This is a genomic window from Janthinobacterium sp. 75 (assembly GCF_004365495.1).
GTDB lineage: Bacteria > Pseudomonadota > Gammaproteobacteria > Burkholderiales > Burkholderiaceae_D > Janthinobacterium.
On record NZ_SORD01000001.1, the window covers coordinates 4,952,452 to 4,976,771 of the forward strand.

A 24,320-nucleotide genomic window follows, 5' to 3' on the forward strand; every position below is an offset into this window, starting at 1 on the left:
ACGGCCTTTGGCCTCGGCGGCCCCGCCTAATCCGAACTACCCTCGATTTCCACAATAAAAAGCCGCGCGGTGCATCCAGCACCGCGCGGCTTTTTGTTTTGTAGGTCGGATTAGCGGCGCGCGCGCCGCGTAATCCGACACTGCACATCATATCAATACGTATTGAGCGCCTTGGCGAACTTCACGATCCACAAACGGCTTGGACGTTCACGGTCGTCGCCGCGCGCCACGCGGATGGTATTGCCCGCAGTGCAGCCGACGGCAGCGCTGGTGACGATGGCGCCGTTCGCGTCGACCGTGCACTTGGTCACGTCGGCGTCCGCCACTTCCACGCCATTCGCGTCAAAGATCTTGGTTTTCAGGCCGAAGTCATTGTCGTTGGCCAGCGCGATGGTGGAGTCGTCGATCAGGGTCAGTCCTTCCGCCTTTTCCGCCGCCCAGCCGATGGCGTTCAAGTCCAGCAGCAGGGTTTTCTTGAGCGGCATGACAGCGGCCCAGTCGGCGCCATTGACGGCCGCGCCGCCCATGCTGCTCTTTTCCAGGTCGGAGGTCGTCGCGTTGAAGGCGGCGGCCGCGATATCGGTGGCGCCCTTCAATTCGACCAGCATCAGTTTATTGAAGACCTTGCCCGATGGCGCGGCACCCTGCTCGATGACGAGGAACTTGCCGCCGCCCAGCGCCACCATGTCGCCCAGCTTGGCATTGCCCGTGCGGCCATCCTGGTAATCGGCCGCATTCAGGGGATACGCATACATCTTGCCGCTGGTGCCCGTCGTCGGATCGAATTCGATCCAGCGCGTAAAGCGGGCGAAACGCTCCACCTGTTCATTTTTCTTCGTCACCGAGTACGGTGCCGTGCCATCGGACAGGGGGCTTTGCAGGAAGGCGTACAGCTTGTCGTTGCTCGTGTCGAGGGTCATGCCTTCCATGCCCCGGTTCGCGCGGCGCTTGGCGAACAGCGCCGGCAAGCCCTTGCCCGGCTCGTACTTGGCCTGGATGATACCCGTGGCCGCATCGATCCTGATGATGAAGGGGCCGTATTCGTCGGACACCCACAGCGCGTTGCGCTTCGCATCGACGACGATGGCTTCCGAATCGAGGCCGCCCGCGTTGAAGACGGCCTTGCCGGCCGGGTCGAACTTCATCACATCCATGACGGGAATCTCGGCCGAATTGCCCACCGCGCCCACCGGCACGGGCAAGCCCGAGGTGTTCACCGTGGCGGACACCTTGATCGGCGTCGACGAAGTCAAGATGGCGCCGTTCTTGCCCACCGTGAGCACGCCAAAAGAGGGAGTAAAGCTGGGCGACGGGAAGATCTTGCTGCCGATGGTGCCCTTGCCCGATGGATCGGGCACCAGCGGACCGTCGCCGTTCGGGCCGCGGTCCGTCAAGCCATAGAACTCCAGGTCGCCCGCCGCATTCTTGCCCTTGTAGGCCAGGCCGGAGCCGTACGACGGCAAAAAGCCGTTCGGGAACTCGCCCTTGATCTTGGCATTCGCGCCTTCGTACGGTACATAGTATTTGTCCGCCGCCTGGATCTGGTAGCGCGTCACCGTGACTTTCACTTCGCCGACCGAATTAGCCTGCGTCAGCGCTTCATTGAAGGGCGCACCCACCTTGGAAGCGAGGGTGTCTTCGAAATGCTCGCGCACGAGGGCGCGGCGCTCCCCGTCGACCGTGCGGCTGGCGAATTTTCCGCCCGCGCTGCTCAAGTGTGCGGCCAGGGCCGTATTGAATACGGCGGGGGCGCTGGCAAAGTCCAGTGTCTTGCCGGCCAGCGCCGTCTTCACTTCGGCCGTGAGCTTGATGCCGTTCGACGGATCGCTGTCGTCATCGAGCAGTTGCAGCGCCAGCAGGCGGTTGACGACCTTGTCGTCCGCCACATTCGTGCTGCCGGCCAGCGCCAGCGGCGTGACGACGGCGCCGCATGGCGCCGAACCCAGGGCCAGGCCGCCCACACTGAAAGCCACCGTCTCGCCAGGGTTGCAAATGAATTCGCCCTTGGCATTGGTGCTGGCCTTGGCCGCACTACCGGCCACGTAATCGAGGCCCTCCACCGCGCCGTCGAGGAAGACGCCCGTCTGCGCCACGGGCTTGGCCGGTTCCGCCGGCGTATTATCGCTGCCGCCGCAAGCGGACAGGCACAAGCCGGCGGCGATGGCCAGCAGGGTCAGTTTCGGGGTCGGTATCAGGGTCGCTGCGACGTTCATGCATTCCTCGGTTCAGGTTGAGAGTGAAACCGAGGAGATTAGCTGGGCATAATGACAAGGTAATGACAGCGGCTAGGCCAGTGGCGTATCCGCAACAGGCCCGCCGATGCCGCCAAAGCGGCCGTCGGCCTGGCGCCGGAATTCCTTGGGCGTGACGCCCTTCACCTGCAGGAAGCGGCGGTTGAAGTTGGCCACGTTCTGAAAACCCACGTCGTAGCAGACGTTCGACACATAATGATCGGTATCCATCAGCAGCTGGCAGGCCTTGTTGATGCGCAGGCGGCTGATGAAATCCGTGAAGCTGTTGCCTGTCGCCTTGCGGAAGAAGCGCGAGAATTTGCTCAGGGACATGCCGACCTGCTCGGCCAGCATTTCCGCCGAAATCGGCTCGCGGTAATTGTCCGTGATGTAGTTGAGGACGGCATTGACCTTGGCCAGGGTGGCGTCATCGTCGTACGAACGCAGGGAGGCGCTCGACAGCAAACGGTAATTGGCGGTGCGCGCCAGCTTGCTCATTAATTGCACGAATTCGGCGAAGCGCTCGGCGCCATGCGTGACGCGGATGCGCGCCAGGTGCTGCTCGGCCTCGTGGCCCATGTCAAAAAACTCCACGCCATAGCTGGAGCGCTCCAGCAGCGGCAGCAGTTCGCGCAATTCGGGGATGACACGCGCGGCGCCGGCCAGCGGCGCGTGGGCGAATTGCACGATCATGTCGCGCAAGGCCACGCCCCCTTCCGGCACCACGTTGGAAATCCAGTTGTGCGGCAGGCGCGGCCCCGTCAGCACCAGGTGGCCGGGCGAGAACTCGCCGATATAGTCGCCCACGAACAATCGTCCGCTGGTGGCGACGATCAGGTGCAGTTCATACTCTTCATGGCAGTGCCAGCGCACGCGCGAACTGGGATAGCCATGTTCCAGGTAATTGATGATGCCGTCGTAGCTTTCGCGCTCCAGTTCGGGCGCCTTGCGATCGCTGTCCTTTTGCCACAGGTGTTCCATGCTTGTCCCTCCCAGGCTGTCCCGCCTGTGCCATCCAATGTACTCCAATTACCGTCATTCCCCAAAGCGGCCCAGCGCCTGCTGGCGAAACTCCTTCGGCGTCATGCCCTTCAATTCCAGGAAGCGCCGGTTGAAGTTGGCCACATTATTGAATCCCGCTTCGTAGCAGATGTTGCTGACATAGCGCTCCGTCTCCATCAGCAGCTGGCACGCCTTGTTGATGCGCAGGCGGTTGACGAAGTCCGTGAAGCTGTTGCCCGTGGCGCTGCGAAAGAAGCGCGAAAACGTCCGCTCTGGCATGTCCACCTGCTCAGCCAGCTGTTTCAGCGAAAACTGGCTGCTGTAATTGTGCACGATGAAGTTGATGGCTGAACTGATGCGCGCCAAAGCCACGTCGTCGTCGCTCGACTGCATGGGCACCGTCGACAGCAGCTGGTAGTCGCTCGTCTGCGCCAGTTCGCCCAGCAAGGTCAGAAACTCGATGAAGCGCGGCAAACCGCTGCTGTCGCGGATGCGCCGGAAGCGCCGCAGCGACTGCTCGCTGGCCCCGAAAAACTCCACGCCGTGCAGGGCGCGCTGCAGCAGCGGAAAAATTCCTTTCAGTTCCGGGATGGCGGCCGCCATCGAAGCGAGCGGCGCATGCGAAAACTGGATCACCATGTCGCGCAGGGCCACGCCTTCGGGAGGCGTGTCGAGCGAGACCCAGTTGTGCGGCACGCGCGGCCCCGTCAGCACCAGGTGGCCGGGTGCAAACTGGCCGATGTAGTCCCCCACGAAGACCTTGCCGCTCGTCTTGACGATCAGGTGCAGCTCGTACTCGTCGTGGTAATGCCAGCGCACCAGCGCATTCGGAAAGCCGTGCTCCAGGTAGCGGATGAAGCCGAAACTGCCTTTCGGCTCGAAGCCGGGCGTGGCGTCGCGCTGCTGTTCCAGCTCCATCTGCGGCAATGCGGCATCGGCTTTGCGTGGCATGGCGCGCCTCCCCGTCAGGCCAGTACCCGTTCCAGCGCCGCGCGCGCGCCCAGCCCGTACAGGCTGGCCAGCGCCTGCCCCACCGCCTGCGTAAACGCGGGCGTGTCGGAAAGGTCGCCAAACAGCTCGCGCAAGGACAGCAACGGCGAGGTATCCGCCCCGCCCTGCAGCGCCAGCGCGCGCAGGCGCACCGCATACGGGTCGTTCAGGGGCATCTCGCGCCCCTGCTCGTCGTGGCCTTCCAGGTAGCGGAACCAGCACGCCACCGTGAAAGCCAGCAGCTTGATGGCGCCATCTTGCGCCAGCGCTTCGCGCACGGAGGGCAGCACGAATTTCGGGATGCGCGCGGAGCCTTCCGTACCGATGCGCGCCAACTGGTCGCGCACCGCCGGATTCGAAAAGCGCTCGATCAAGGTATCCTTGTAGCTGGCCAGGTTGATGCCTTCCACTGCGCCGAGCAGGGGCGTGACCTCGTCATCCATCATGCGCCGCACGAGCGCGCGGATGCCAGGGTCAAGCATCGCTTCATGCGCAAACGTGTAGCCGAGCTGCATGCCGATGTAGCACAGGGCCTGGTGGCTGGCATTGAGCAAGCGTAGCTTCATTTTTTCATATGGCAGCACGTCGTGCGTCATCTGCGCGCCCACCTTTTCCCAGGCCGGCCGGCCCTGCGGGAATTCGTCTTCGATAACCCACTGGCGGAACGGCTCGCACACAACGGGCCAGGCATCGACGATGCCGAAGCTGTCACGCACCAGCGCCCGGTGTTCATCCGTGGTGGCCGGCGTGATGCGGTCGACCATGCTGTTGGGGAAGCTGCCATGCGTGGCCAGCCAGCGCGCCAGTTCCCCGTCGCGCAGGGCGACAAAGGCCAGCAGCATCTTGCGCGTCACATCGCCATTGTTTTGCAGGTTGTCGCAGGACATGATGGTAAAGGGCGCCAGGCCGCGCCGGTGGCGCAAGGCCAGGGCGGCGGCCAGGTAGCCGAACGAGCAGCGCGGCGCCTGCGGGTGCGCCAGTTCATGCACGATGTCGGGGTGTTGCGCGTCGAATTCGCCCGTGCCCTGGTTCACATAGTAGCCGCCCTCGGTGATGGTCAGCGCGACGATGCGCGTGCCAGGATCGGCCAGTTTTTCCAGCACGGCCTGCGGCTCGTCGGGCGCATACAGGTATTCGCCTATGCAGCCGATGATGCGCGCGGTATCGCCGGCTGCACTGCGCTCGACCACCGTGTACAAGCCGTCCTGCATCCGCATGGCGTCGCGCATGGCCGCGTCATGCGGCAGCAAGCCCACGCCGCAATAGCCCCATTGCTCATTTCCGGGCAAGGCCAGCAAATCGTCAAGGTACACGGCCTGGTGGGCGCGGAAAAAGCCGCCCACGCCGATATGCACGATGCTGTCCACGAGCGCGCCGCGCACATACGCGGGCACGGCAACGTTGGCGGGCAGTCGCTCCAGGTTCGCCTGCTTCAATGCGATCGCGTCCATTACAGCGCTCCTTTCGCCGCCGCGTAAGTCTTGCCGGCGCGGTCAAAATAATGCACGAAGCCCGGTTCGAACGTCAAATGCGTCTGCTGGCCCGGCTGCAGGCTGCTGCGTTCGGCTCCGCGCGAGACCAGCTGCACATTGTTCGGCAAGCGCACATAAGTGAGCGTTTCCACGCCCAGGGACTCTACCAGGTCGACGGTGACGGGCACGCTGCCCGGCTGCGCCGCGCCCAGGTGCACGTGTTCGGGGCGGATGCCGACAAAACCATCGGCCTGCGCCGCGCTGCCCGCCTGCGCCAGCAGCTGCGGTGCAGCGTCGGCGGGTACCACGTTCATGCTGGGCGTGCCGATGAATTGCGCGACAAAACGGTTGGCGGGATGGTCATACAGTTCCAGTGGCGCGCCATGCTGCTCGATCTGGCCGTCGCGCAGCACCACCACCCTGTCGGCCAGGGTCATCGCCTCGACCTGGTCGTGCGTGACATAGATGGTGGTGGCGCCCAGCTCGCGGTGCAGCTTGGCGATCTCGATGCGCGTCTGCACGCGCAGGGCCGCATCGAGGTTCGACAGCGGTTCATCGAACAAAAACACTTTCGGGTCGCGCACGATGGCGCGGCCGATGGCCACCCTCTGCCGCTGGCCGCCCGACAGCTCCTTCGGCGTGCGTTCCAGGTACTTCCCCAGGTCAAGGATGGCGGCCGCCTTGTCGACTTTCTCGCGGATGATGGCCGGATCGACGCCGGCCAGTTTCAAGGCGAACGACATGTTCTGGAACACCGTCATGTGCGGGTACAGCGCATACGACTGGAACACCATCGCCAGGTCGCGCTTGGACGACGGCACGTTCGTGATGTCGCGCCCGTCGAGCGACAGCTTGCCGCCGTCGATCGGCTCCAGCCCCGCGATCAGGCGCAGCAGGGTTGATTTTCCGCAACCTGACGGTCCCACGAAGACGACGAACTCGCCCTGTTGGATGTCCAGGTCGATGCCCTTGATGGCGCGGTGCTCGCCAAAGAATTTTTCGATATTGCTCAGTTGAAGGTAAGCCATGATTGTCTCAATTCTGATTTGTTTTTCGATGCTACTTGACTGCGCCAAAGGTCATACCCTGGACCAATTGTTTTTGGCAGAACCAGCCCAGCGCCATGATGGGGGCGATCGCCATCAGGGAAGCGGCCGACAATTTGGCCCAGAACAAGCCTTCCGGGCTGGAATACGAGGCGATGAGCCAGGCCAGGGTGCCCGCATTGGACGCGCCCAGGTTCAGCGACCAGAACGATTCATTCCACGACCAGACCATGCACACGAGGGCCGTGGAAGCGATGCCGCCCACGGACAGTGGCAGTACGACGTGGCGGAATTCATCCCACACGGTGGCGCCATCCATGCGCGACGCTTCCAGGATTTCGCGCGGCAACTCCTTCATGCTCGTGTACAACAGCCAGATCATGATGGGCAAATTCATCAGCATGAACATGATGGTCAGGCCAATGCGCGTGTCGAGCAGGCCGAAGTACTGGTAGCAGATATAGATGGGCATCAGGGCGCCCACGCCGGGCATGTAGCGCGAGCTGAGCATGAATTTCAGCAAACCGATGGTGCCGCCCGTAGGGAAGAAGGCCATCGAATACGCGGCGGGAATGGCGATCAACAGGCCGATGGCGGTCGACACCACGCTGGTAAATAGCGAGTTCCACGCGTAGCCGAAGTAATTGTCGCGCGCCAGCACTTCGCGGAAGCTGTCGAGGGTCGGCGTGAAAACCAGCAGGGGCGGCGTGGAAATGGCTTGCCCTTCCGTCTTGAAAGCCATCAGGCCCAGCCAGAAAATGGGAAAGAACAGCAGCAGCGCGCACAGCCAGGCGGCGGCCGTGCGGCCAACCAGATTGAATTTGCTAGGCATCAAGGTCTCCTTATTTCGACAAATTCTTGCCGATGACGCGCATCAGGAAGAAGGCGGCGATGTTGGCGATGAGCACGGCGAACAGGGCACCGGCCGAGGCCGCTCCCACGTCATACGACAGCAATGCCTGCTGATAAATCATGAAGGTGATGGTGGTCGTATCGAAGCCGGGACCGCCGCCCGTGGTGGTGAATATTTCCGCAAATATCGACAACAGGAAGATCATCTCGATCATCAGCACCACCGAAACGGCGCGGCCCAGGTGGGGAATGTAGAGGTAGCGCAACTGCTGCAGGTAGGTGGCGCCATCCATGCGCGCCGCTTCCAGCTGCTCGCGGTCCATCGATTGCAGGGCAGTCATGAAGATCAGGCAGGCAAACGGCAGCCATTGCCAAGACACCATCATGATGATGGAAAACAGGGGGTGGGCCGACAGCCAGTCGACGGGCGTGGCGCCAAAGAAGATGCTGATTTGCGCAAACAGGCCGTAGATCGGGTTGAGCAGCATGTTTTTCCACATCAGGGCATTCACGGCCGGCATGACAAGAAACGGCGAGATCAACAGCACGCGCACGATGGCGCGCCCGGGGAAGGCTTCATTGATCAGCAGCCCCAGCGCCGTACCCAGCACCACCGTGATCAGCATGACGGAAAACAGCAGGGTAAAGGTGTTCTGCAATGCCGGCAGGAACGAGGCATCGGTAAAGAAAAAGTGGAAATTGGCCAGGCCATGGAAAGGATGGCCGCTCGGATCGAGCATGGAATAGCGCACGAACGAGTAAAACAGGGTAATCAGCAGCGGAATGACGGAAATGACGGAGACGGCGACCACGGCCGGCGTCAGCAAAGTCCGGGGGATAATGCGTTTCATAATGTTCTCTTGGGACAAGGGGAAGTCTGGGGTCAGACCCGGCGGGGGAATGCGGCCCAATGGGACGCATTCCGATCCGAAGGACTGACCCCTGCTTTACGCCATTGGGGTAAGCAAGCTACTCGACAAAGACACTGCCTTATTTGTAGTAGCCACCTTTACGCATCTCGCGCTCCGCCGTCTGCTGCGACAATTCCAGCGCCTGGTCCACCGTTACCTTGCCCAGCAGCGCTGCCGCCATCTGCTGGCCGGCAGCCACGCCGATCACCTGGAATTCGGGGATGGACGCAAATTGCACGCCCACGTAAGGCGATGGCAGCATGGTGCTTTGCACGGCGCGCGTGGTGGCCAGAGCCTTGCCTTCGGCGGCGGCAAATTTCGCCACTTTCTGGAACTCGGGGCTGGCATACGTCGATTTGCGCGTACCCGTCGGCACGTTGGCCCAGCTCGTTTCCTTGGCCACCAGTTTCACGTAGTCGGGCGAAGTTGCCCAGTTGATGAAGCGTTGCGCTTCATTCGGGTGCTTGGAGCTCGACGGGATGGCCAGCGACCAGATCCACAGCCAGTTGGCGCCCCGCTCCGTCACGCCCACGGGCGACTGGGCGAACGCCACCTTGTCGGCTACCTTGCTTTGTTTGGGGTCGGTAATGAAGGAGGCGGCGATCGTCGCGTCGATCCAGATGCCGCACTTGCCCTGGTTAAACAGCGCCAGGTTTTCATTGAAACTGTTGGCGGCTGCGCCCGGCGGGCCGTATTTCTTCATCAGGTCGACATACATGGTGACCGCATCCTTCCACGGCTTGCTGGTAAATTGCGGCTTCCATTGCATATCGAACAGCTGGCCGCCGTAGGAATTGGCCATGGTGGTGATCAGGGCCATGTTGTCGCCCCAGCCCGGCTTGCCGCGCAGGCAGATGCCGTACACGCCGTTGGCCGGATCGTGCAGCTTGGCAGCAACGTCGCGCAACTGGTTCCAGGTGGGGCGGTCTTCGATCGTCATGCCCGCTTTTTTGACCAGGTCGCTACGGTACATGATCATCGAGCTTTCGCCATAGAACGGCGACGCGTACAGCTTGCCGTCGCCGGAGAGTCCTTCGCGTATGGCCGGCAGCAAGTCGTCGATATCGTATTTGGCGTCAGGCTTGATGGGGATCAGCCAGTTTTTCTTGCCCCAGATGGGCGTTTCATACAAGCCGATGGTCATCACGTCGAACTGGCCGCCCTTGGTGGCGATATCGGTGGTCATGCGCTGGCGCAAGACGCCCTCTTCCAGGGTCACCCATTTGAGCTTGATGTCGGGATTGGCTTGCTCGAAGAACTTGCCGAGCTTTTGCATTTCGATCATGTGGCCGTTGTTGACGGTGGCGATGACCAGGTCGGTGGCGGCAAAGGCGGACGAGCTGAGGCAGGCGGCGCATAGCGCGGCGATGGCGGAACGTTTCATTGTGTGTCTCCAGTGTTTTTTGTCGTTGGCAATGCTCAGATACTTAGCACCACGACCACAATGTAGCACCGGCCTTTGATACTTTCTGATACTCCAAAACCGCAATTCGATACTCTTTTGCAAGCCCACTATGCGCGAGAGTATCGATATGCAGCAAAAACAACACTCTGAAAGAAAGTATCGTCACTTGTTCGTTTTGTATCAGGGTGGTTAAAAAAGCGCTGCTAGACTTGGTTTTCGGCATTAGACCGTATGCGGTGGCCGTCCTCGGGGGCGCCAGCGCTACCACCTACATTATTCTGGAGACTGCATGAATCGCACTGCATTGAAAACCTTACCTGCCTTGCTCCTGGCCATCGCCAGCGCTTCCGCCCTGGCCGACCCCATGTACCCAAGTGATTCCGAAGGCTTCCATGGCTACCTGCGCGCTGGCGCCGGCAGCAATACATCGGGCGACGGCGGTTCGCAAGGCTGCTTCGGCCTGGCTGGCAATACCATGAAATACCGTCTGGGCAATGAGTGCGACGCCTACACGGAATTCGGCTACACCAAGTCCGTCGCCAAGTCCGGCGGCGTGAACTACCTGGCCACCATCTGGGTCAATGCCTACGCGCCAAATTCCGATTTCGGCGACAACAAGCTGGGCATCGTCAAGGCCTATGTCGAAGCGCAGGGACTCGATTTCCTGAACGGCGGCACGGCCTGGATCGGTAAGCGCTTCTACTACCGTCCTGATATCCACATGCTCGACTTGCAATACATCAACATGAACGGCACGGGCGCCGGCCTGGACCGCATTCCTGCAGGCCCGGGTAAATTCTCGTATGCCTTCTTCAAGGACAACGATATCAATACCGTGTCGCCGACCGGCGTCGTAAGCACCAAGTCTGCCGTGCGCCAGAACTTCATTTACGGCGAAATTCCCGTCAATGAAAACGGCACGCTGGACCTGGCTGCGACCTACATCATCGGTGAAGGCAAGGACAACGACGCTTTTGGCCAGAAACACAATGGCTGGCAGTTGTCGGCATTCCACCGTCAAGGTAAAGTATTTGGCGGCGGCAATACCTTCGGCGTGCAATACGGCGTCGGTCCTGGCACCGGCAAGGGCGCGCAGTTCGGCGCTTCGGGCGACACCAATTTTGGTTCGGACGTGAAACGCACGCGCATCTTCAATGACATGGCGATCCAGCCGATGGCCAACTTCGGCATGGAATTCGTCGCCCTGTGGCAAAAAGACGAGTCGAATGCCACCGGTTCCTCGACCTGGACCTCGGTTGGCGTGCGTCCCGTGTACGCGTTCACCGACAACTTCAAGCTGGTGGGCGAACTGGGCACGGACCGCGTAACGCAAGCGGGCGGCCTGCCAGCCAAGCGTTTGACCAAGCTGACCATCGCACCGACGATCTCCGCCGGCCCTGGCCTGTGGTCGCGTCCTGAACTGCGCGCTTTCGTCACCTATGGCAAATGGAACGATGCGGCCACCGCGTCGGTCAATGCGTCGAACAACGGCGGCCCGATCTATAACAACAATACCAGCGGCACGTCGTATGGCTTCCAGGTAGAAACGTGGTTTTAAGCCAGCTTAACGGTCGCAATTAAAAAAGGGCGGAACCTCGGTTCCGCCCTTTTACTTTACGGCATCACCAACTTACGGCAAGGCCACCGGCAATTCCGGATACTCCTGCGTCAGCGCATACTTGGTGCCGCCCACGGTGACCGTATAGTTGGCCGGTCCCGAAATCGGCAGGCGATAGTTCAGGGTCAGCGCCACGGAGCCGCCCGGCGCCAGCGATTGCCAGGCGGGAATCGCAAAGCGGGCCCGGTTGTAGTTCTTCGTGAAGCCGCCGATATTGTTCGGCCCCGTGTAACCGGCATTGATCACTGTCAAGCCGAAGCCCGACTGGTCGCTCATGTCCGATGGCGCCGAGACGGGGTAGTCGAACTCCACCACGGTACCACCAGGCAAGGTCGACGTCGTGTTGTTCTTCACCGTCATTACCGGATTGATGGGAAAGTTGTTATCGCCCAGCTTCCAGCCGCCCAAAGTGATGCTGACGTTGGCCGCCGTGCCCGGCATGGCGATTTCGGCGCGCTTGTTGCCATACACGCCAGCCGTGCGGAAGGCCTGATACAGCACGTCCGTCAGGGTGGTGCCCATGAAATACTCACCCTTGCCGCCATTGCGCGTGGCATCCCAGGCATAGTCGCCCGCCATTTCCCAGATCATCACGCCGCCGATATTGTTGTTGACGATGTACTGGGCCTTGGCCGCGATCGACTGTGTTGTTTCCGTGGAAAGGAACACTTTTTTGCTCGCATTCCACAGCCACGGCGCCACCATGGTACTGCTGTAGTACGGCACATAGGTGCCCACCAGCGCCTTGTCCGTGACTTTATAGGCGTCGAGGTAGCTTGGAACGATGCCGTTTTGCAAGTTCAGCGCATGCCAGATGGGGTTGCCGCCGCCCGGTGTCGGCCTGCCCTGCGAATCGAGGTCGTACCACACGTTATCGATGCCGGTGGCGCCCGTGCCGCATGTTTTCACCCCGGCGCACGTGACGGTGGAATTGGTCAGCGCCGTCGTGCCCCACAAGCCGTTGGTGCCGCCCGTCACATCCTTCCAGCCCCGCGTGTAGAACGGCACGCCGATATTGATGCGTCCCGCCTGCATGGCGCCACGGTAGTAGCGGTAAGCCCAGTCCGTATTCAGGTAGCCGATGTTCTGATACTGGTAGGCATTGCCGGCGCGCAACTCGCCATCGTTGCCATCGTCAAACAGCGCCGCGTTCGGTCCCACGTACTGGTTCCACGCGCCGTGCAAGTCATAGGTCATCAGGCTGGCGTAATCGAGATATTTCAATCCCGACATGTTTTCCTCGCCCCGTAACACCCAGCCCGAAGCGGAACCGGCGATGGTGAGCAGGTAATACTTGTTGTCCTGCACGGCCGCTTCGTCAAGCTTCTGGCGCAGCACTTTCAGCAGCACGTTGTAGCTCGTCATCAACCCCGCCAGGCGCGGTTTCGATGCGGCGAAGTCGTTCGGATTGCCCGCCTCATTGTTGGTGGTCGGGTGTTCGTAATCGACATCGACGCCATCGAAGAAGTTGTACTGGCGCACGAAGGCCACCATGGAATCGGCCAGGGTATTGATGCCTGCCGTGTTGATGCTGCCGTCCGCGTTCGTCGTGGCCGTGTAAAAGCCGCCGCTGCCGGCCCAGCCGCCCACGGAAATCATCAATTTGACGCCCGGATATTTCTTCTTGTATTGCGCCAGCAAGTTGAAGTGGCCCTTGTACGGCAAGGATGGGTCCATGGCTGCCGCCGGCACGTTGGGCCATGTCAAGCCCGTATCGGGATTGACCGCGCCGCTGCCGATGGCGATCTTTGACGTCGCCGGGTCAACGGAGGCGAACGCATAGTTCAGGTGGGTGATCTTGTCCCACGGCAAGTTATTCACCAGATACGCCGGGCTGCCATCGACGCCCGTGCGCCAGCTGGCGAAATAGCCGACGATGCGCCGGTTCAAGCCATTGCCCAGCACTTCGCGGCCATTCGCGTCATATACCTTGCAATACGGCACGTTCGGCACGGCCGAGATCAAGCCGTCCGGACGGCAAGCCGTGGGTGTCGGTGTTGGTGTTGGTGTTGGTGTTGGTGTCGGTGTTGGTGTTGGTGTTGGTGTTGGTGTTGGTGTTGGTGTTGGTGTTGGTGTTGGGGTATCCGTCACGGCCCACGGTCCCCACTGGTCGGTGGCGCTGGGGACATTGCCCTGCGTCCACCACTTGGCCTTGTAAGTGACGCCCTGGTAAAGCACGCACTGGCCGCCCGTATAGACGGTGGCGGCATCCCAGACGGCGCACGCTTCCACGGTGGCAAGCAAGGTGTTTGGCGTGGCTGTCGCGCCTTCCTGGCCCCCGCCGCAAGCGACGAGCACGCCGCTGAGCAGGGCCATCAATAATGCATTCGATTTCATGTTGTATTGGTCTCCGTTATGGTTTTACATCGAGAGCTGTTGCAGGCCCCTCGAGGGGCTCTTGTCAACTGTTATCCCTGGCCGGCTGGTCCTGCCTTTGCTGCTACTGCAACTTCACATTCCAGTTGGCTTCCACACATTTCACGTAGTTCCCGGCCAGCAAGGCGCTGTACGGGGTTTGATAGCTGACCAGCTGGCATTGGTTGTCGCCACCGGCGCTCCAGTTCTTTTCCCAGTAAATGTTGTAGGAAGCGGAACTGGCCGGAGTGAAGCGTTGCATGTTGACGCAAGACAATTGTTCGCCGGAATAATCCCAGCCCATGTCGGCGGCAAACTGCTTGTAGTAATCGATGCGGTTTTGCGCGGCCTGTTTTTCCGTGCCCTGCCCGCATTCCGCATTGATGATCATGATGGTGGTGGCGAAATTATTGCCCGCGCCGGCCGTCGTATCGGCCGCGTTCGGCACCCACGTGCCGTCGAGCACATGCAGCATCGATGGTTTTGGTGGTTGCGGATAGACAAAGAAGAACGTGGCCGATGCCAGGTTCAGCCAGGTCGATGCCACCAGGTCCGGATTTTTCAGCAGGACGGATTGATCGCCGTCATGCATCGCTTGCGAAAACGGCCCATAGTTGTAGTTGTAGGACAGCTGCTTGGCGCCGCGGCCAAAGTATTTCTTGAAGCTGCCATCGGCATTCTTGCCACAGGTCCACACCTTGTTGAAGACGGGGTCCGCGCATTCGATGTTGTAGCCGCAGCCCGCGCCCGTTTCATCGCAGCCCAGCTCGCGCAGATACTTCAATCCCTGGCGCCATTGCGGCAAGGGGCTGCTGGCATTATGGTCACCCGTTTCTTGCCCGAAGTGGGCAAACATGGTGGCCAGGCTATGGCGGCAAATGGCATCCGCATTGCGCCCGTCGCTGTAGTCGTCGCACACGGAGGGGAACTTGGCGACGGCTTGCAGGAAGCGCTGGTAGGTATAGCTGGCGTCGCGCGCAGCAAAATAGTATTCCCACTTAGCCGCCGGCAGCAGGCGTTCGACGCGCTTGACGTTGAGCGGATTGCTGGCCAGGCCAGGCTGCACGGCTTCGACGGCCATATTGCCCAGGGTGCGGATCGACGCTTTTACCTTGCGGAAGAAATCGTTGTTCGTCAGCGCCGCCTCGTTCGCCTCGGCCTGGGCTTTGGTGGGCACGCCTGGCGTGGGTGTCGGTGTCGGGGTGGGTGTCGGAGTCGGTGTCGGAGTGGGTGTCGGTGTCGGGGTGGGTGTCGGGGTAGGCGTCGGTGTCGGGGTGGTGATGTCGAGGCTCCACGGTCCCCATTGGTCGTTGCTCGGTGCCGTGCCCTGCACCCACCATTTGGCCCGATACACCTTGCCGTCGTACACGGCGCACTGCCCCGTCGTGTAGACAGCGCTGGCGCTCCAGGCCGCGCAACTGTCGCTGGCGGTGGTGGTGGCGGCCAGCAGGGTCGCCGGGGGTTCGGTGGTGGAATTGCCGCCGCAAGCGAGCAGCGCGCTGCCCAGCAGGCCAGCCATGAATGGCGTAGCCAGCCGGCTTGATTGCCGTGTCATCACATTGTCTCCTGAACGTTATAAGAAAACTATCGAAGTAGCTTTTTATGTTGTACGTAAAGAAAGCGCAGCGAAGCATCGGCTTTCTGCACAGAGAATGCGACGCCGAAAATTGGTAGTCAAGTGGTTTTATATAACGGTGTTTTTTACAATACCAGTGGTAGCAATCACTGCGCTGGCATGCGATGCGTCGGTGAATGGCGAAAGTAATAAAAAGCCCGCTGCATGATGGCAGCGGGCAATACCGCGCAGGAGGCGTGGCGGCAAGTGGTATTAAGGGTTGCCGCGCAACAAGGACGAACTTATCTGTTCAGCACGTATTTCGCCAGGGTCGCCGCATCGGCTACGCTAAGCTGGCTGAATGGCGGCATGGGCACGGGGCCCCATTTGCCGGCGCCGCCACTGCGGATGTTCGCCGCCACGACAGCGGTACTGTCCTTGCCCTTGTATCTGGCTGCCACCTCGGCAAAGCCGGGACCGACCACTTTCTGGTCCAGGGCGTGGCATGCCATGCAGCCATTCGCAGCCAGCAAGGTTTTGACATCCTTGCCGCTGGCGGCCTGGACAGCCGCTGCGGCTGGCCTGCCCACTTCCGCTGCAGGGACGGCGGCGCCCCGCTCCGCTCCATAGGTTTTCACCAGGTAATCGACCATGGCCGGCATGTCCGCGTCGTCAAACTGGGCGCTAAACGGCTTTTTCATCTTCTTGACAGTCGCTTCCCAGTAGGCGCGCGGCGAGGCAGGCGGCTGGCTCGATGCATACTGGGCCGCATGGCACGTCATGCAATTACGCTGCACCAACTGGTAGCCGGGTAATTCGCTGGGTTTGTAAGTTGCCGTTTCCGGCGGCAAATGGATTTCCAGCGCGCCCGCGCTGCCCGTTAGCATCAGGGCCACGGCGGTGGCAAGTGTTCTTATCAGCATGGCACTCTCCTCACACTGCCTGGATGCGCGTGGTTTCCACCACATTGCGCATATAACCCATGGGATTCCACAGGGCTTTCATCGGTTGGCTCTGGCCAACGCGGTTGACGGCGCGCACCATCAGCACGTGTTTTCCCTTGCGCGGCGCCTTCAGGACCAGCGTCCATTCGCGGAACGAAAAGCGCCCCAGGTCCTTGCCCAGCTTTGCTTCCTGCCAGCTCTGGCCGCCATCGGCTGAAATCGCCACTTCGCTGATGCCCTGCCCGCCATCAAAAGCGATGCCGCGCAAGGCCAGGTCGCGCCCGGCCTTGACTTGCGCGCCATCTTGCACGCTGGTAATGAAGGAGCGCACGTTGAGGCGGCTGATGGGCGTCGTCTTGCCTACGGGCGCACCCGGCTCGATGAAACCGGAGCCATTGTCGGGGATGCGGTAGCCCGTGCTCATCCAGAAGCCGTCGAAGGGTTTGTCGAGCACGGTGATGTCGCTCAGGTGCTTGACCCAGTAAGTGCCGTAATAGCCGGGCACGATCAGGCGCAGCGGATAGCCGTTAAGGAAGGGAATGTCTTCGCCATTCATGGCCCAGGCCAGCAGTACGTCACCGGCCATGATGTGCTCGACGGACAAGGCTTTCTGAAAATCGGGGCCGTCGCCCACGGGCGGCGTTTCCAGTCCATTGAAGGCCACCTGCACGGCGCCGGCCCCGATGCCGGCCTTTTCCAGCACGGTTTTCAGGGGAATGCCCGTCCAGCGGGCATTCCCCATGGCGCCATTGCCCAGCTGCCCGCCGTTGGCGCGCGGGGCAAAGAAGCCGCGGCTATTGCCCGAGCATTGCGTCACGGCCACCACGTCGACGGGTTCGGCCAGCTGTTTCAGTTCCGCCAGCGACAGCTCCAAAGGTGTCTTGACCAGGCCGGCAATGCGCAGGCGGTAGCTGCCGCCATCGATGCTGGTAGGCAAGCCGCTCCAGTGATAGCGCACGAAAAACGCGTCGTTGGGAGTAATCGCGCCTTCATTGAAGACGCTGAACGGCGTTTCCAGCTGGGGCGGACGGCTGGTCAGCAGGATCAGCGGGCGCTTTTGCGGGAAGGCCACCAGTTCGCGCTCGCCATTTTCAAACGGCAAGGTGACGGAAGCAGCCAAGGCTGACCCAGGCCCCGCCACTGCAGCGGCGCCCAGAGCGGTCGTGGTGCGCAGAAAGCGGCGCCTGCTTGCAGGCAACAAGGTCGCATCAGACATGTTTGAGCTCCACTTTGGTGTCGGCCGCTTCACCGCCGTTGCGGTCGTCGTTGACCAGCTTCTTGATGTAATACATGACACTCATGATGACCACGCTCAACAGGCCGAACCAGAACGACACGCGCTGCTCCGTATCGGAGGACACGCTCATGGCGCCCAGGATCACCAGCATGGCGATGATGGTGAAATACGTCAGGTAGGGGAACAGCCACATGCGCACCTTGATGCGTTCCGGGCATTCACGCTCCAGGCGACGGCGCAGACGCAATTGAGATATCGCAATGAGCAGGTAGACAAACAGGATCAGGATGCCGTAGGAATTGACGATGAAGGGAAACACCAGGTCGGCTGACACATACGAGACGGCAATGGCGAAATAGGCAAACAGGGTGCTGAACAGTATGGCGCGAATGGGCACGCCGTTCTTGCTCAGTTTGACCAGGCCCGTGGGCGCGTCGCCGCGGCGCGTCAGCGCAAAGATCATGCGCGACGAAGCGTACAGGCTGGAATTCAAGGCCGACAGCACGGCCGTCAAAATGATGGCGTTCATGATGTGGGCCGCGTACGGAATGTTCATGACGGTCAGGGCGCTGACGAAGGGCGTGGCGATGGCCGGCGAATCCCAGGGCACGATGCAGACGACGACAAACATGGACCCCACATAAAACATCAGCACGCGCGTGATGACGGAATTGGTGGCGCGGGCGATGGCCTTGGCCGGGTCCGACGTTTCGGCGGCGGCAATGGTGACGATCTCGGCGCCAGAGTAAAAGGCCGTGGCGGCGACGGCGCCACTCAATACAGGCCCCCAGCCATGAGGCATGAAGCCGCCGTTGCTGGTCAGGAAACCCAGGCTAGGGATGCTGTTGGGCAAGCTGCCTGTAATGAACAGAGCACCGACAAAGAGGAAGACGACGATGGCAACCACCTTGATCGAGGCGAACCAGAACTCGAATTCACCGAAGGCCTTCACGGAAAACAGGTTCAGGATGGTCATCGACACGAGTAGCACCAGGCTGATGGACCACGATGGCACGTCGGGCAGCCAGAAGTTGACCAGCTTGGCGCCGGCAATGGCTTCCAGCGCCACGACGACGACCCAGAAATACCAGTACATCCAGCCGCTCATGAAGCCGAGGAATTTCGACACTTTCGGCTTGTCATCGAAGGCCAGGCGCGCATATTCGTAAAAGGAGCCGACCACGGGCAGGGACGAGGCCAGCTCGCCCAGCATGCGCATGATCAGGACGACCAGGCCGCCCGTGAGCAAGAAAGAAAGGATGGCTGCCGGTCCGGCGGCCTTGGCGATGACGCCGCTGCCGACAAAGAGGCCGGCGCCGATCACGCCGCCGATGGCGATCATGCTCATGTGGCGTTGCTTCAGCGAGTGCTGCAAGCCCGTGTTGTTGTGGTTGTCGCTAATCATTTTTGTCTCCTAGTAATATCTGAAGCTCGGTGCACCCTGGCCTGCTGCGGCGGGGAAGTGCCGCGCGGCTTTGTTTTATTTGGGCAACACCGTCAAGCAGCATCGATACATCATCAAATCAGTCTGGTTGGCTGCATGCCAGAAGTCAATCTGGAAATGCAGCGGCCCGGCGCGGCGCCCAAGGGACAAGCGCACAGGAGGATACCTACGGGGTATGGCGGTTGAAAAAAGGGAGCGGCGGCAACACTTGTGGCGTGCGCGCCACTCCAGGGAACGTCTTACACCTTGCCCTTCCATGGCACGAGGGTACGTTCGAGGTAACGCATCATCAAATCAAACAGGAAAGCAAAGAAGCCGATCACGATAATGCCCATGATCACCACATCGCTGGCCAGGAACTCGGAGGCGCTGAGCACCATGTAGCCTAGGCCGCGCGTGGCCGCCACCATCTCGCCCGCCACCAGGGTGGTCCAGCCCACGCCGATGCCGATGCGCATGCCGGTGAGAATTTCCGGGATGGCGGCACGCAGAATCACATGCACGATGACCTGGAAGCGGGTAGCACCCATCGAGTAGGCCGCGTGGATTTGCTCCAGCGATACGGAGCTGACGCCGGCCCGGGCCGCAATCGCCATCGGGGCGAAGATGGCCAGGAAGATCAGGTAGACCTTCGAGAATTCGCCGATACCGAACCAGATGATGACCAGTGGCAAGTAAGCAAGCGGCGGCAGCGGACGGTAGAACTCGATCAAGGGATCGAAGATGCCGCGTGCCACGCGATTGACGCCCATCATCACGCCGACGGGGATGGCAAACAGGCAAGCCAGACCGAAGGCGCCGAACACCCGGACCAGGCTGGCCACCGTGTGTTCCCACAAAGTGGCGCCGCCGAAACCGGTCGTGGCCGCCATGATGAATTTCTCGTACACGGCTTGCGGCGACGGCAGGAACAGCGGCTTGACCATGCCGCTGGCCGTCACGGCTAACCACAGCAGCAGCACGGCGATGACGGTAACGGTGGCGATGCGGCTGGAATTGCCCTGCCCCGGCGCGCCGAACGCTTCGCCCGGCATGGCGCAGCGGGGAGCGAACAGGCGCGCAAAAAAGCCGGCGCGCTTGGCGGTGGTGGGAGGAAATCCCACGACGGATGGGCTATGCATGGGACACCTCCAGCTCTTTGTTGACTGCGCGCTCGTCGCCATAAATGATGTTGAGCACCGTTTCGCGCATCTTGATGAAGTCCGGGCTCGATTTCACGGCGCGCGCATCGCGGCATTCGAGGAAGCGCTTGTTGAAATCGAGTTCATACGTGTGCGTGATGCGGCCCGGACGGGGCGACATGACGATCAGCCGGTTCGCCAGGAACAGCGCCTCGTCGACGCTGTGGGTAATGAAGAAGAACATGGTGCTGGACTTGGCCCAGATATCGAGCAGCAATTCCTGGATGGTTTCGCGCGTCAGCGCATCGAGCGCCGCCATCGGTTCATCCATCAGCAGCATGGCGGGATTGCTGGTCAGGGCGCGGGCGATGCCTACCCTTTGCTGCATGCCGCCCGACAATTGATAAATCATATTGTCGTGAAAGTCCTTCAAGCCCACCAACGCCAGGTTCTTGGCCGCCTGTTCGCGCCGCACGGCTTTCGGCACGCCTTGCAGCTTCAAGCCGAATTCCACGTTTTCCATCACGTTCAGCCATGGCAGCAAAGCATGTTTCTGGAACACCACGCCACGGTCGGCGCCCGGCCCTTCCACTTTATTGTCGCCCAGCATGATTTCGCCCTTGGACGGGGCGATAAAGCCCGCCATCAGGCTCAGCAAGGTTGTCTTGCCGCAACCTGATGCACCCAGCGCAACGACGAAGTCGCCGCTATTGATGGTCAGATTGATGTTATTTAAGGCATGTACGCGTTCACCGGCCGTCTTGCCCGGATAAATCACGCTGACATCCTTGACGTACAGATTTTCCATGATGTCCCCGCATAGGTAGTACTTCAGTTCAACGCATTCTGTTCAGTCAGCGCGCCCGCAGGCGCGCCATCGCACAACGTTTACTTCAGCAGGCCGGCGGCCTGTGCATACTTGGGTGTCACATATTTGGCGTAATCTGTTGCCAGGGTGTCGATCTTGCCTTCGCCCTTGAGGAATTGCGCCGTGGCCAGCAAGGCTTGCGCCACGCCGCCCTTCGCGCCGCCACCGAGCCAGGCCGGTGAAGCCTGCTCCTGCAGCGATGGGTAGGCGTAGAGGGCCACGGAAGCGGCCACGTCCTTGGCGGCAGCGCCCGAATGCTTGACGTTGGCTTTCACTTGCGGCGAATCGATGGTCCACGCCTTCGGATTGGCGCGGTAGTCGGCGTCGGCCGCGGCCATCACCTTGACGAACTTGGCCATGAAATCCGCATTCGCTTCGCCCCAGGCGCGCTCGACGGCCATGCCGTCAAACGTGGCCTTGCCCTTCTTGCTCAGTTCACCGGAGGTCACCAGCACCTTGCCGTTTTGCTTGAGTTTGCTCAAGGCCGGATCCCACACGAAGGCGGCATCGATGTCGCCCCGTTCCCAGGCGGCGGCGATCTGATTCGGCTGCATGTTGAGCAACTTCACTTCCGTGGGCTTGATGCCCCAGGTTTCCAGCGCGAACATGGTGTGGAAGTGCGTGGTGGAAACGAATGGCACGGCAATCTTCTTGCCGCGCAAATCGGTGGGCTTGCTGATGCCGGCCCCATTGCGGGCCACCATCGCTTCGGCTTCATTGATGTCGTCGATGATCCAGAACAGTTGCAGATCGACGCCGCGGCTGACAGCCGCCGTCAGGGGGCTGGAACCGATGACGCCGATCTGCACGTCGCCGGAAGCCATGCCGGTGGCCACCTTGGCACCCGAATCAAACTTGCGCCAGTTGATTTTATAGCCGGTGGTTTTTTCCACTTCACCGCTGGCGATGGCCACCAGGAAGGGACCGTTGATTTCCTGATAGGCAATCGTCACTTCCTTGCTTTGCGCAAAGGCCGTACCGCTGGAGGCAAGGGTAACGCCCAGCACCAGGGTGCCGAGGACGGCGCGGCGCATCGTTGAAAAAACCGTGTTTTTGCTCGTATTTGTGTTCATGTCTCACTCCAAGATTTATTGTTATGTGTGAACGTGCGGGCAATCTCATCCCTCGCGGGAGGCGCCGCTGGTCGATCTATGTCAACGCATGCGGCGGCTTAGTACGGCTACTGCTATTACTATTTAAAACACTTCATCCTTCAAGTGATACCAGCGGTACAGGAAGCGCTGGCCCAGGCGGCGGAACGGGGCGAAGGCTTGCGACTCGACCAGTTCCATCATGTTGGGATACGGCAGTTTCGAATTGAAGATCGGCAAGCCCGTGTCGCTGGCCTTGCCCGCGATGCGCTCGGCCATGCGCCGCCCAGCCTGCGCCGAGTACATGACGCCGTTGCCGCCGTAACCGAGCGAATAGAAAATCGATTGCCTGGGGTCCGGTTGCACGATGCGCGGCATCATGTCGTGACTGACGTCGACCCAGCCCCACCACGAATAATCGATGGCGATGCCCGTCAGCGCGGGGAACTTGCGGTGCAGATCGTTGATCAAAAACTGTTTGTACTTGTCGTCCGGCGCGTCGGCGCCCGTGATGGCGCTACGGCTGCCGATCTGCACGCGATTGTCCGGCATCAAGCGGTAGTAGTGGCGCAGGATGCGCGTATCCGTGATCACCTGGTGGGTGCGGAAGTTGCACGCCTCGATTTCCGCGGGGGTCAGCGGACGCGTGACGAGCGAGTTCGACAAAATCGGCAGCAAGCGGTTTTTCACTTGCGGATGCAGATGGGGCGAGGTGTAGCCGCCCGTGGCCACGGCCACGGAGCGTGCACGCACCACGCCACCCGGCGTTTGCAGATAATGCACGCCGTTGCGCGTTTCCCAGCCCATCACGGGGCTGGACGGATGCACCTTGGCGCCCAGCGCGCGCGCCTTGCGCAGGTAGCCGAAAGCCAGCTTGCCCGCGTGGATGCCGATGCCTTCCGGCTCGTGCAGCGCGCCGGCCGCTTCCTTGTCGTCGACGAATTCGCGCTTGACGGTGTCGGCGTCGAGTATGCGCGCGTCGTATTTGAAGATCTCGCGCATGACCTTGGCTTCTTTTTCCAGCGCGGGCATGGCTTTCGCCTTGTGGGCGATGTACAGGTGGCCGCCCGGTTGCGGGTCGCAATCGATGTCGGCCGTGATCTTCTTGAACGTTTCCATCGCGTCACACACTTCCGTGTGCAGTTTCAGGGCCGTATCCATGCCGTAGCGGTCTATCCACTGCGAGCGCTTCAGGCGGCCCGTCGTGCATTGGGCCTGGCCGCCATTGCGCGTGCTGCAGCCCCAGCTGACGCGGTTCGCTTCCAGCACCGTCGCCTTGATGCCGTGTTCCTGGGCCAGGAAGATGGCGCAGGAGAGACCGGTAAAACCCGAGCCGATGATGGCCACGTCGACGTCGATGTCATGCGTGATGGGGCCATCGTCGGCAGGCGGCTCGCCGGCCGTGCCGATCCAGTAGGTGGGCGCGTAGGCATTGCCGTGGCCGGGACGCTGGGCCACCAGCGGATCAAAGGCGGGATCGTAGGGCGTGCGGGCGGCGGTGCTGTTGCCCAGTACGCCAGGCGGGGTGTCGACAGGTTTGTTCATGATCATTCCTGGTGAACGTGCTGGCTCAGGCTTTGGCAGCCGTGACGACCGGTGGGCGATCCTTGCGGAAGGCATTCTTCACGGCGATCTTGCCGTCACGGAAGGTGAAGATGTCGACCATGCGCGCTTCGATGCGCGTGCCGTCCGCCTTGGTGCCGGCAAAGGTCGACTCCGTCACGCCGTGCTGGCCGCTGACGAAGTGCACGGGGTTGAGCCAGGCGGCATCGGGGAAGGTTTGCCAGGCCAGCTCGAAGCCGGCGCGCACGGCGTCGCGGCCGATGAAGCTCTTGCCCAGCAAGTCAGGACCGGCCACGGCGTGAAATTCGCAGTCATCGGCCATGGCGGCCATCAGGGCGTCGATATCGTGGCGGTTCCAGGCATCGCCGAACGCTTGAAGGAAATCAGTAGTCACGGCGGTGGTGACGGCGTCGGTAGGTACTCGTGTATTCATTTTTGTCTCCGTAAATCGTTTTTGATACGATACGTTCCGTTTTTTGTCTTTTATTGAATTTAAGCCTTAAGTATGGCCTTGTCAAATCAAATAATTCAAAAAACGGGACGCCTTGTATTCTTTAATGAAATTATGATACTTCAGTGACAATCTGTGAGAATTTGGTCACAACGCTGTGTCGG

At 61.1% G+C, this 24,320-nt stretch carries 19 protein-coding genes; 1 reads left to right on the plus strand and 18 read right to left on the minus strand.

The genetic code is table 11. The features are described 5' to 3' along the window. Positions 1-152: 152 nt before the first annotated feature. From C8C89_RS22530 to C8C89_RS22565, 8 genes are all read right to left on the minus strand, one after another. On the minus strand, positions 153-2,213 hold the full coding sequence (locus C8C89_RS22530; protein ID WP_133992661.1) for an esterase-like activity of phytase family protein: 2,061 nt from the start codon (positions 2,211-2,213) through the stop codon (positions 153-155). Between the two features lie 72 nt (positions 2,214-2,285). Beyond that, positions 2,286-3,212 (minus strand): AraC family transcriptional regulator, encoded by a 927-nt coding sequence (locus tag C8C89_RS22535; RefSeq protein ID WP_101480469.1) that lies wholly within the window; start codon positions 3,210-3,212, stop codon positions 2,286-2,288. A 54-nt stretch (positions 3,213-3,266) separates the two neighbouring features. After that, the gene (locus C8C89_RS22540; RefSeq protein WP_101480468.1) at positions 3,267-4,184 is read right to left on the minus strand and encodes an AraC family transcriptional regulator; all 918 of its coding nucleotides are present in this window, start codon (positions 4,182-4,184) and stop codon (positions 3,267-3,269) included. A gap of 14 nt (positions 4,185-4,198) precedes the next feature. Then, positions 4,199-5,674, minus strand: coding sequence for a mannitol dehydrogenase family protein (locus C8C89_RS22545; protein ID WP_180338402.1), 1,476 nt, complete (start codon positions 5,672-5,674; stop codon positions 4,199-4,201). After that, positions 5,674-6,723, minus strand: coding sequence for an ABC transporter ATP-binding protein (locus C8C89_RS22550; protein ID WP_101480467.1), 1,050 nt, complete (start codon positions 6,721-6,723; stop codon positions 5,674-5,676). The genes C8C89_RS22545 and C8C89_RS22550 overlap by 1 nt, the downstream gene beginning before the upstream one ends. Before the next feature lie 31 nt (positions 6,724-6,754). Further along, positions 6,755-7,573 (minus strand): carbohydrate ABC transporter permease, encoded by an 819-nt coding sequence (locus C8C89_RS22555; protein ID WP_133992663.1) that lies wholly within the window; start codon positions 7,571-7,573, stop codon positions 6,755-6,757. A gap of 10 nt (positions 7,574-7,583) precedes the next feature. Beyond that, entirely contained in the window at positions 7,584-8,444 is an 861-nt protein-coding gene (locus C8C89_RS22560) for a sugar ABC transporter permease (protein ID WP_101480465.1), read from the minus strand. Between the two features lie 139 nt (positions 8,445-8,583). After that, the gene (locus C8C89_RS22565; protein ID WP_133992665.1) at positions 8,584-9,888 is read right to left on the minus strand and encodes a sugar ABC transporter substrate-binding protein; all 1,305 of its coding nucleotides are present in this window, start codon (positions 9,886-9,888) and stop codon (positions 8,584-8,586) included. 310 nt (positions 9,889-10,198) lie between these two features. Here C8C89_RS22565 and C8C89_RS22570 point away from each other — a divergent pair, with 310 nt between their 5' ends. Beyond that, complete coding sequence (locus tag C8C89_RS22570) at positions 10,199-11,467, plus strand: carbohydrate porin (protein ID WP_133992667.1); 1,269 nt, start codon at positions 10,199-10,201, stop codon at positions 11,465-11,467. 72 nt (positions 11,468-11,539) lie between these two features. Here C8C89_RS22570 and C8C89_RS22575 read toward each other — a convergent pair whose 3' ends face one another. The 10 genes from C8C89_RS22575 to C8C89_RS22620 all read right to left on the minus strand — a co-directional run bounded on the left by C8C89_RS22575 (position 11,540) and on the right by C8C89_RS22620 (position 24,138). Then, entirely contained in the window at positions 11,540-13,864 is a 2,325-nt protein-coding gene (locus C8C89_RS22575; protein ID WP_133992669.1) for a glycosyl hydrolase family 18 protein, read from the minus strand. A 103-nt stretch (positions 13,865-13,967) separates the two neighbouring features. Further along, positions 13,968-15,437 (minus strand): glycoside hydrolase family 19 protein, encoded by a 1,470-nt coding sequence (locus tag C8C89_RS22580; protein ID WP_243858185.1) that lies wholly within the window; start codon positions 15,435-15,437, stop codon positions 13,968-13,970. Between the two features lie 302 nt (positions 15,438-15,739). Beyond that, on the minus strand, positions 15,740-16,360 hold the full coding sequence (locus C8C89_RS22585; protein ID WP_133992671.1) for a c-type cytochrome: 621 nt from the start codon (positions 16,358-16,360) through the stop codon (positions 15,740-15,742). Between the two features lie 10 nt (positions 16,361-16,370). Beyond that, positions 16,371-17,597, minus strand: coding sequence for a molybdopterin-dependent oxidoreductase (locus tag C8C89_RS22590; protein WP_101480460.1), 1,227 nt, complete (start codon positions 17,595-17,597; stop codon positions 16,371-16,373). Next, entirely contained in the window at positions 17,590-19,023 is a 1,434-nt protein-coding gene (locus C8C89_RS22595; RefSeq protein WP_101480459.1) for an amino acid permease, read from the minus strand. Before C8C89_RS22595 ends, C8C89_RS22590 begins: the two co-directional genes overlap by 8 nt. Before the next feature lie 278 nt (positions 19,024-19,301). Further along, positions 19,302-20,096 carry an ABC transporter permease subunit gene (locus tag C8C89_RS22600; RefSeq protein ID WP_243858333.1) on the minus strand — a complete coding sequence of 265 codons (795 nt, stop codon included), beginning with the start codon at positions 20,094-20,096 and terminating at the stop codon, positions 19,302-19,304. Between the two features lie 79 nt (positions 20,097-20,175). Beyond that, complete coding sequence (locus C8C89_RS22605) at positions 20,176-20,991, minus strand: taurine ABC transporter ATP-binding protein (RefSeq protein ID WP_070219220.1); 816 nt, start codon at positions 20,989-20,991, stop codon at positions 20,176-20,178. 80 nt (positions 20,992-21,071) lie between these two features. Next, positions 21,072-22,085, minus strand: a complete 1,014-nt coding sequence (tauA, locus tag C8C89_RS22610; RefSeq protein WP_101484444.1) for a taurine ABC transporter substrate-binding protein — start codon at positions 22,083-22,085, stop codon at positions 21,072-21,074. A gap of 162 nt (positions 22,086-22,247) precedes the next feature. Then, positions 22,248-23,687, minus strand: coding sequence for an FAD-dependent oxidoreductase (locus tag C8C89_RS22615; protein ID WP_101480457.1), 1,440 nt, complete (start codon positions 23,685-23,687; stop codon positions 22,248-22,250). Positions 23,688-23,712: 25 nt separating this feature from the next. Continuing rightward, on the minus strand, positions 23,713-24,138 hold the full coding sequence (locus tag C8C89_RS22620) for a nuclear transport factor 2 family protein (protein ID WP_133992673.1): 426 nt from the start codon (positions 24,136-24,138) through the stop codon (positions 23,713-23,715). Positions 24,139-24,320: the final 182 nt, after the last annotated feature.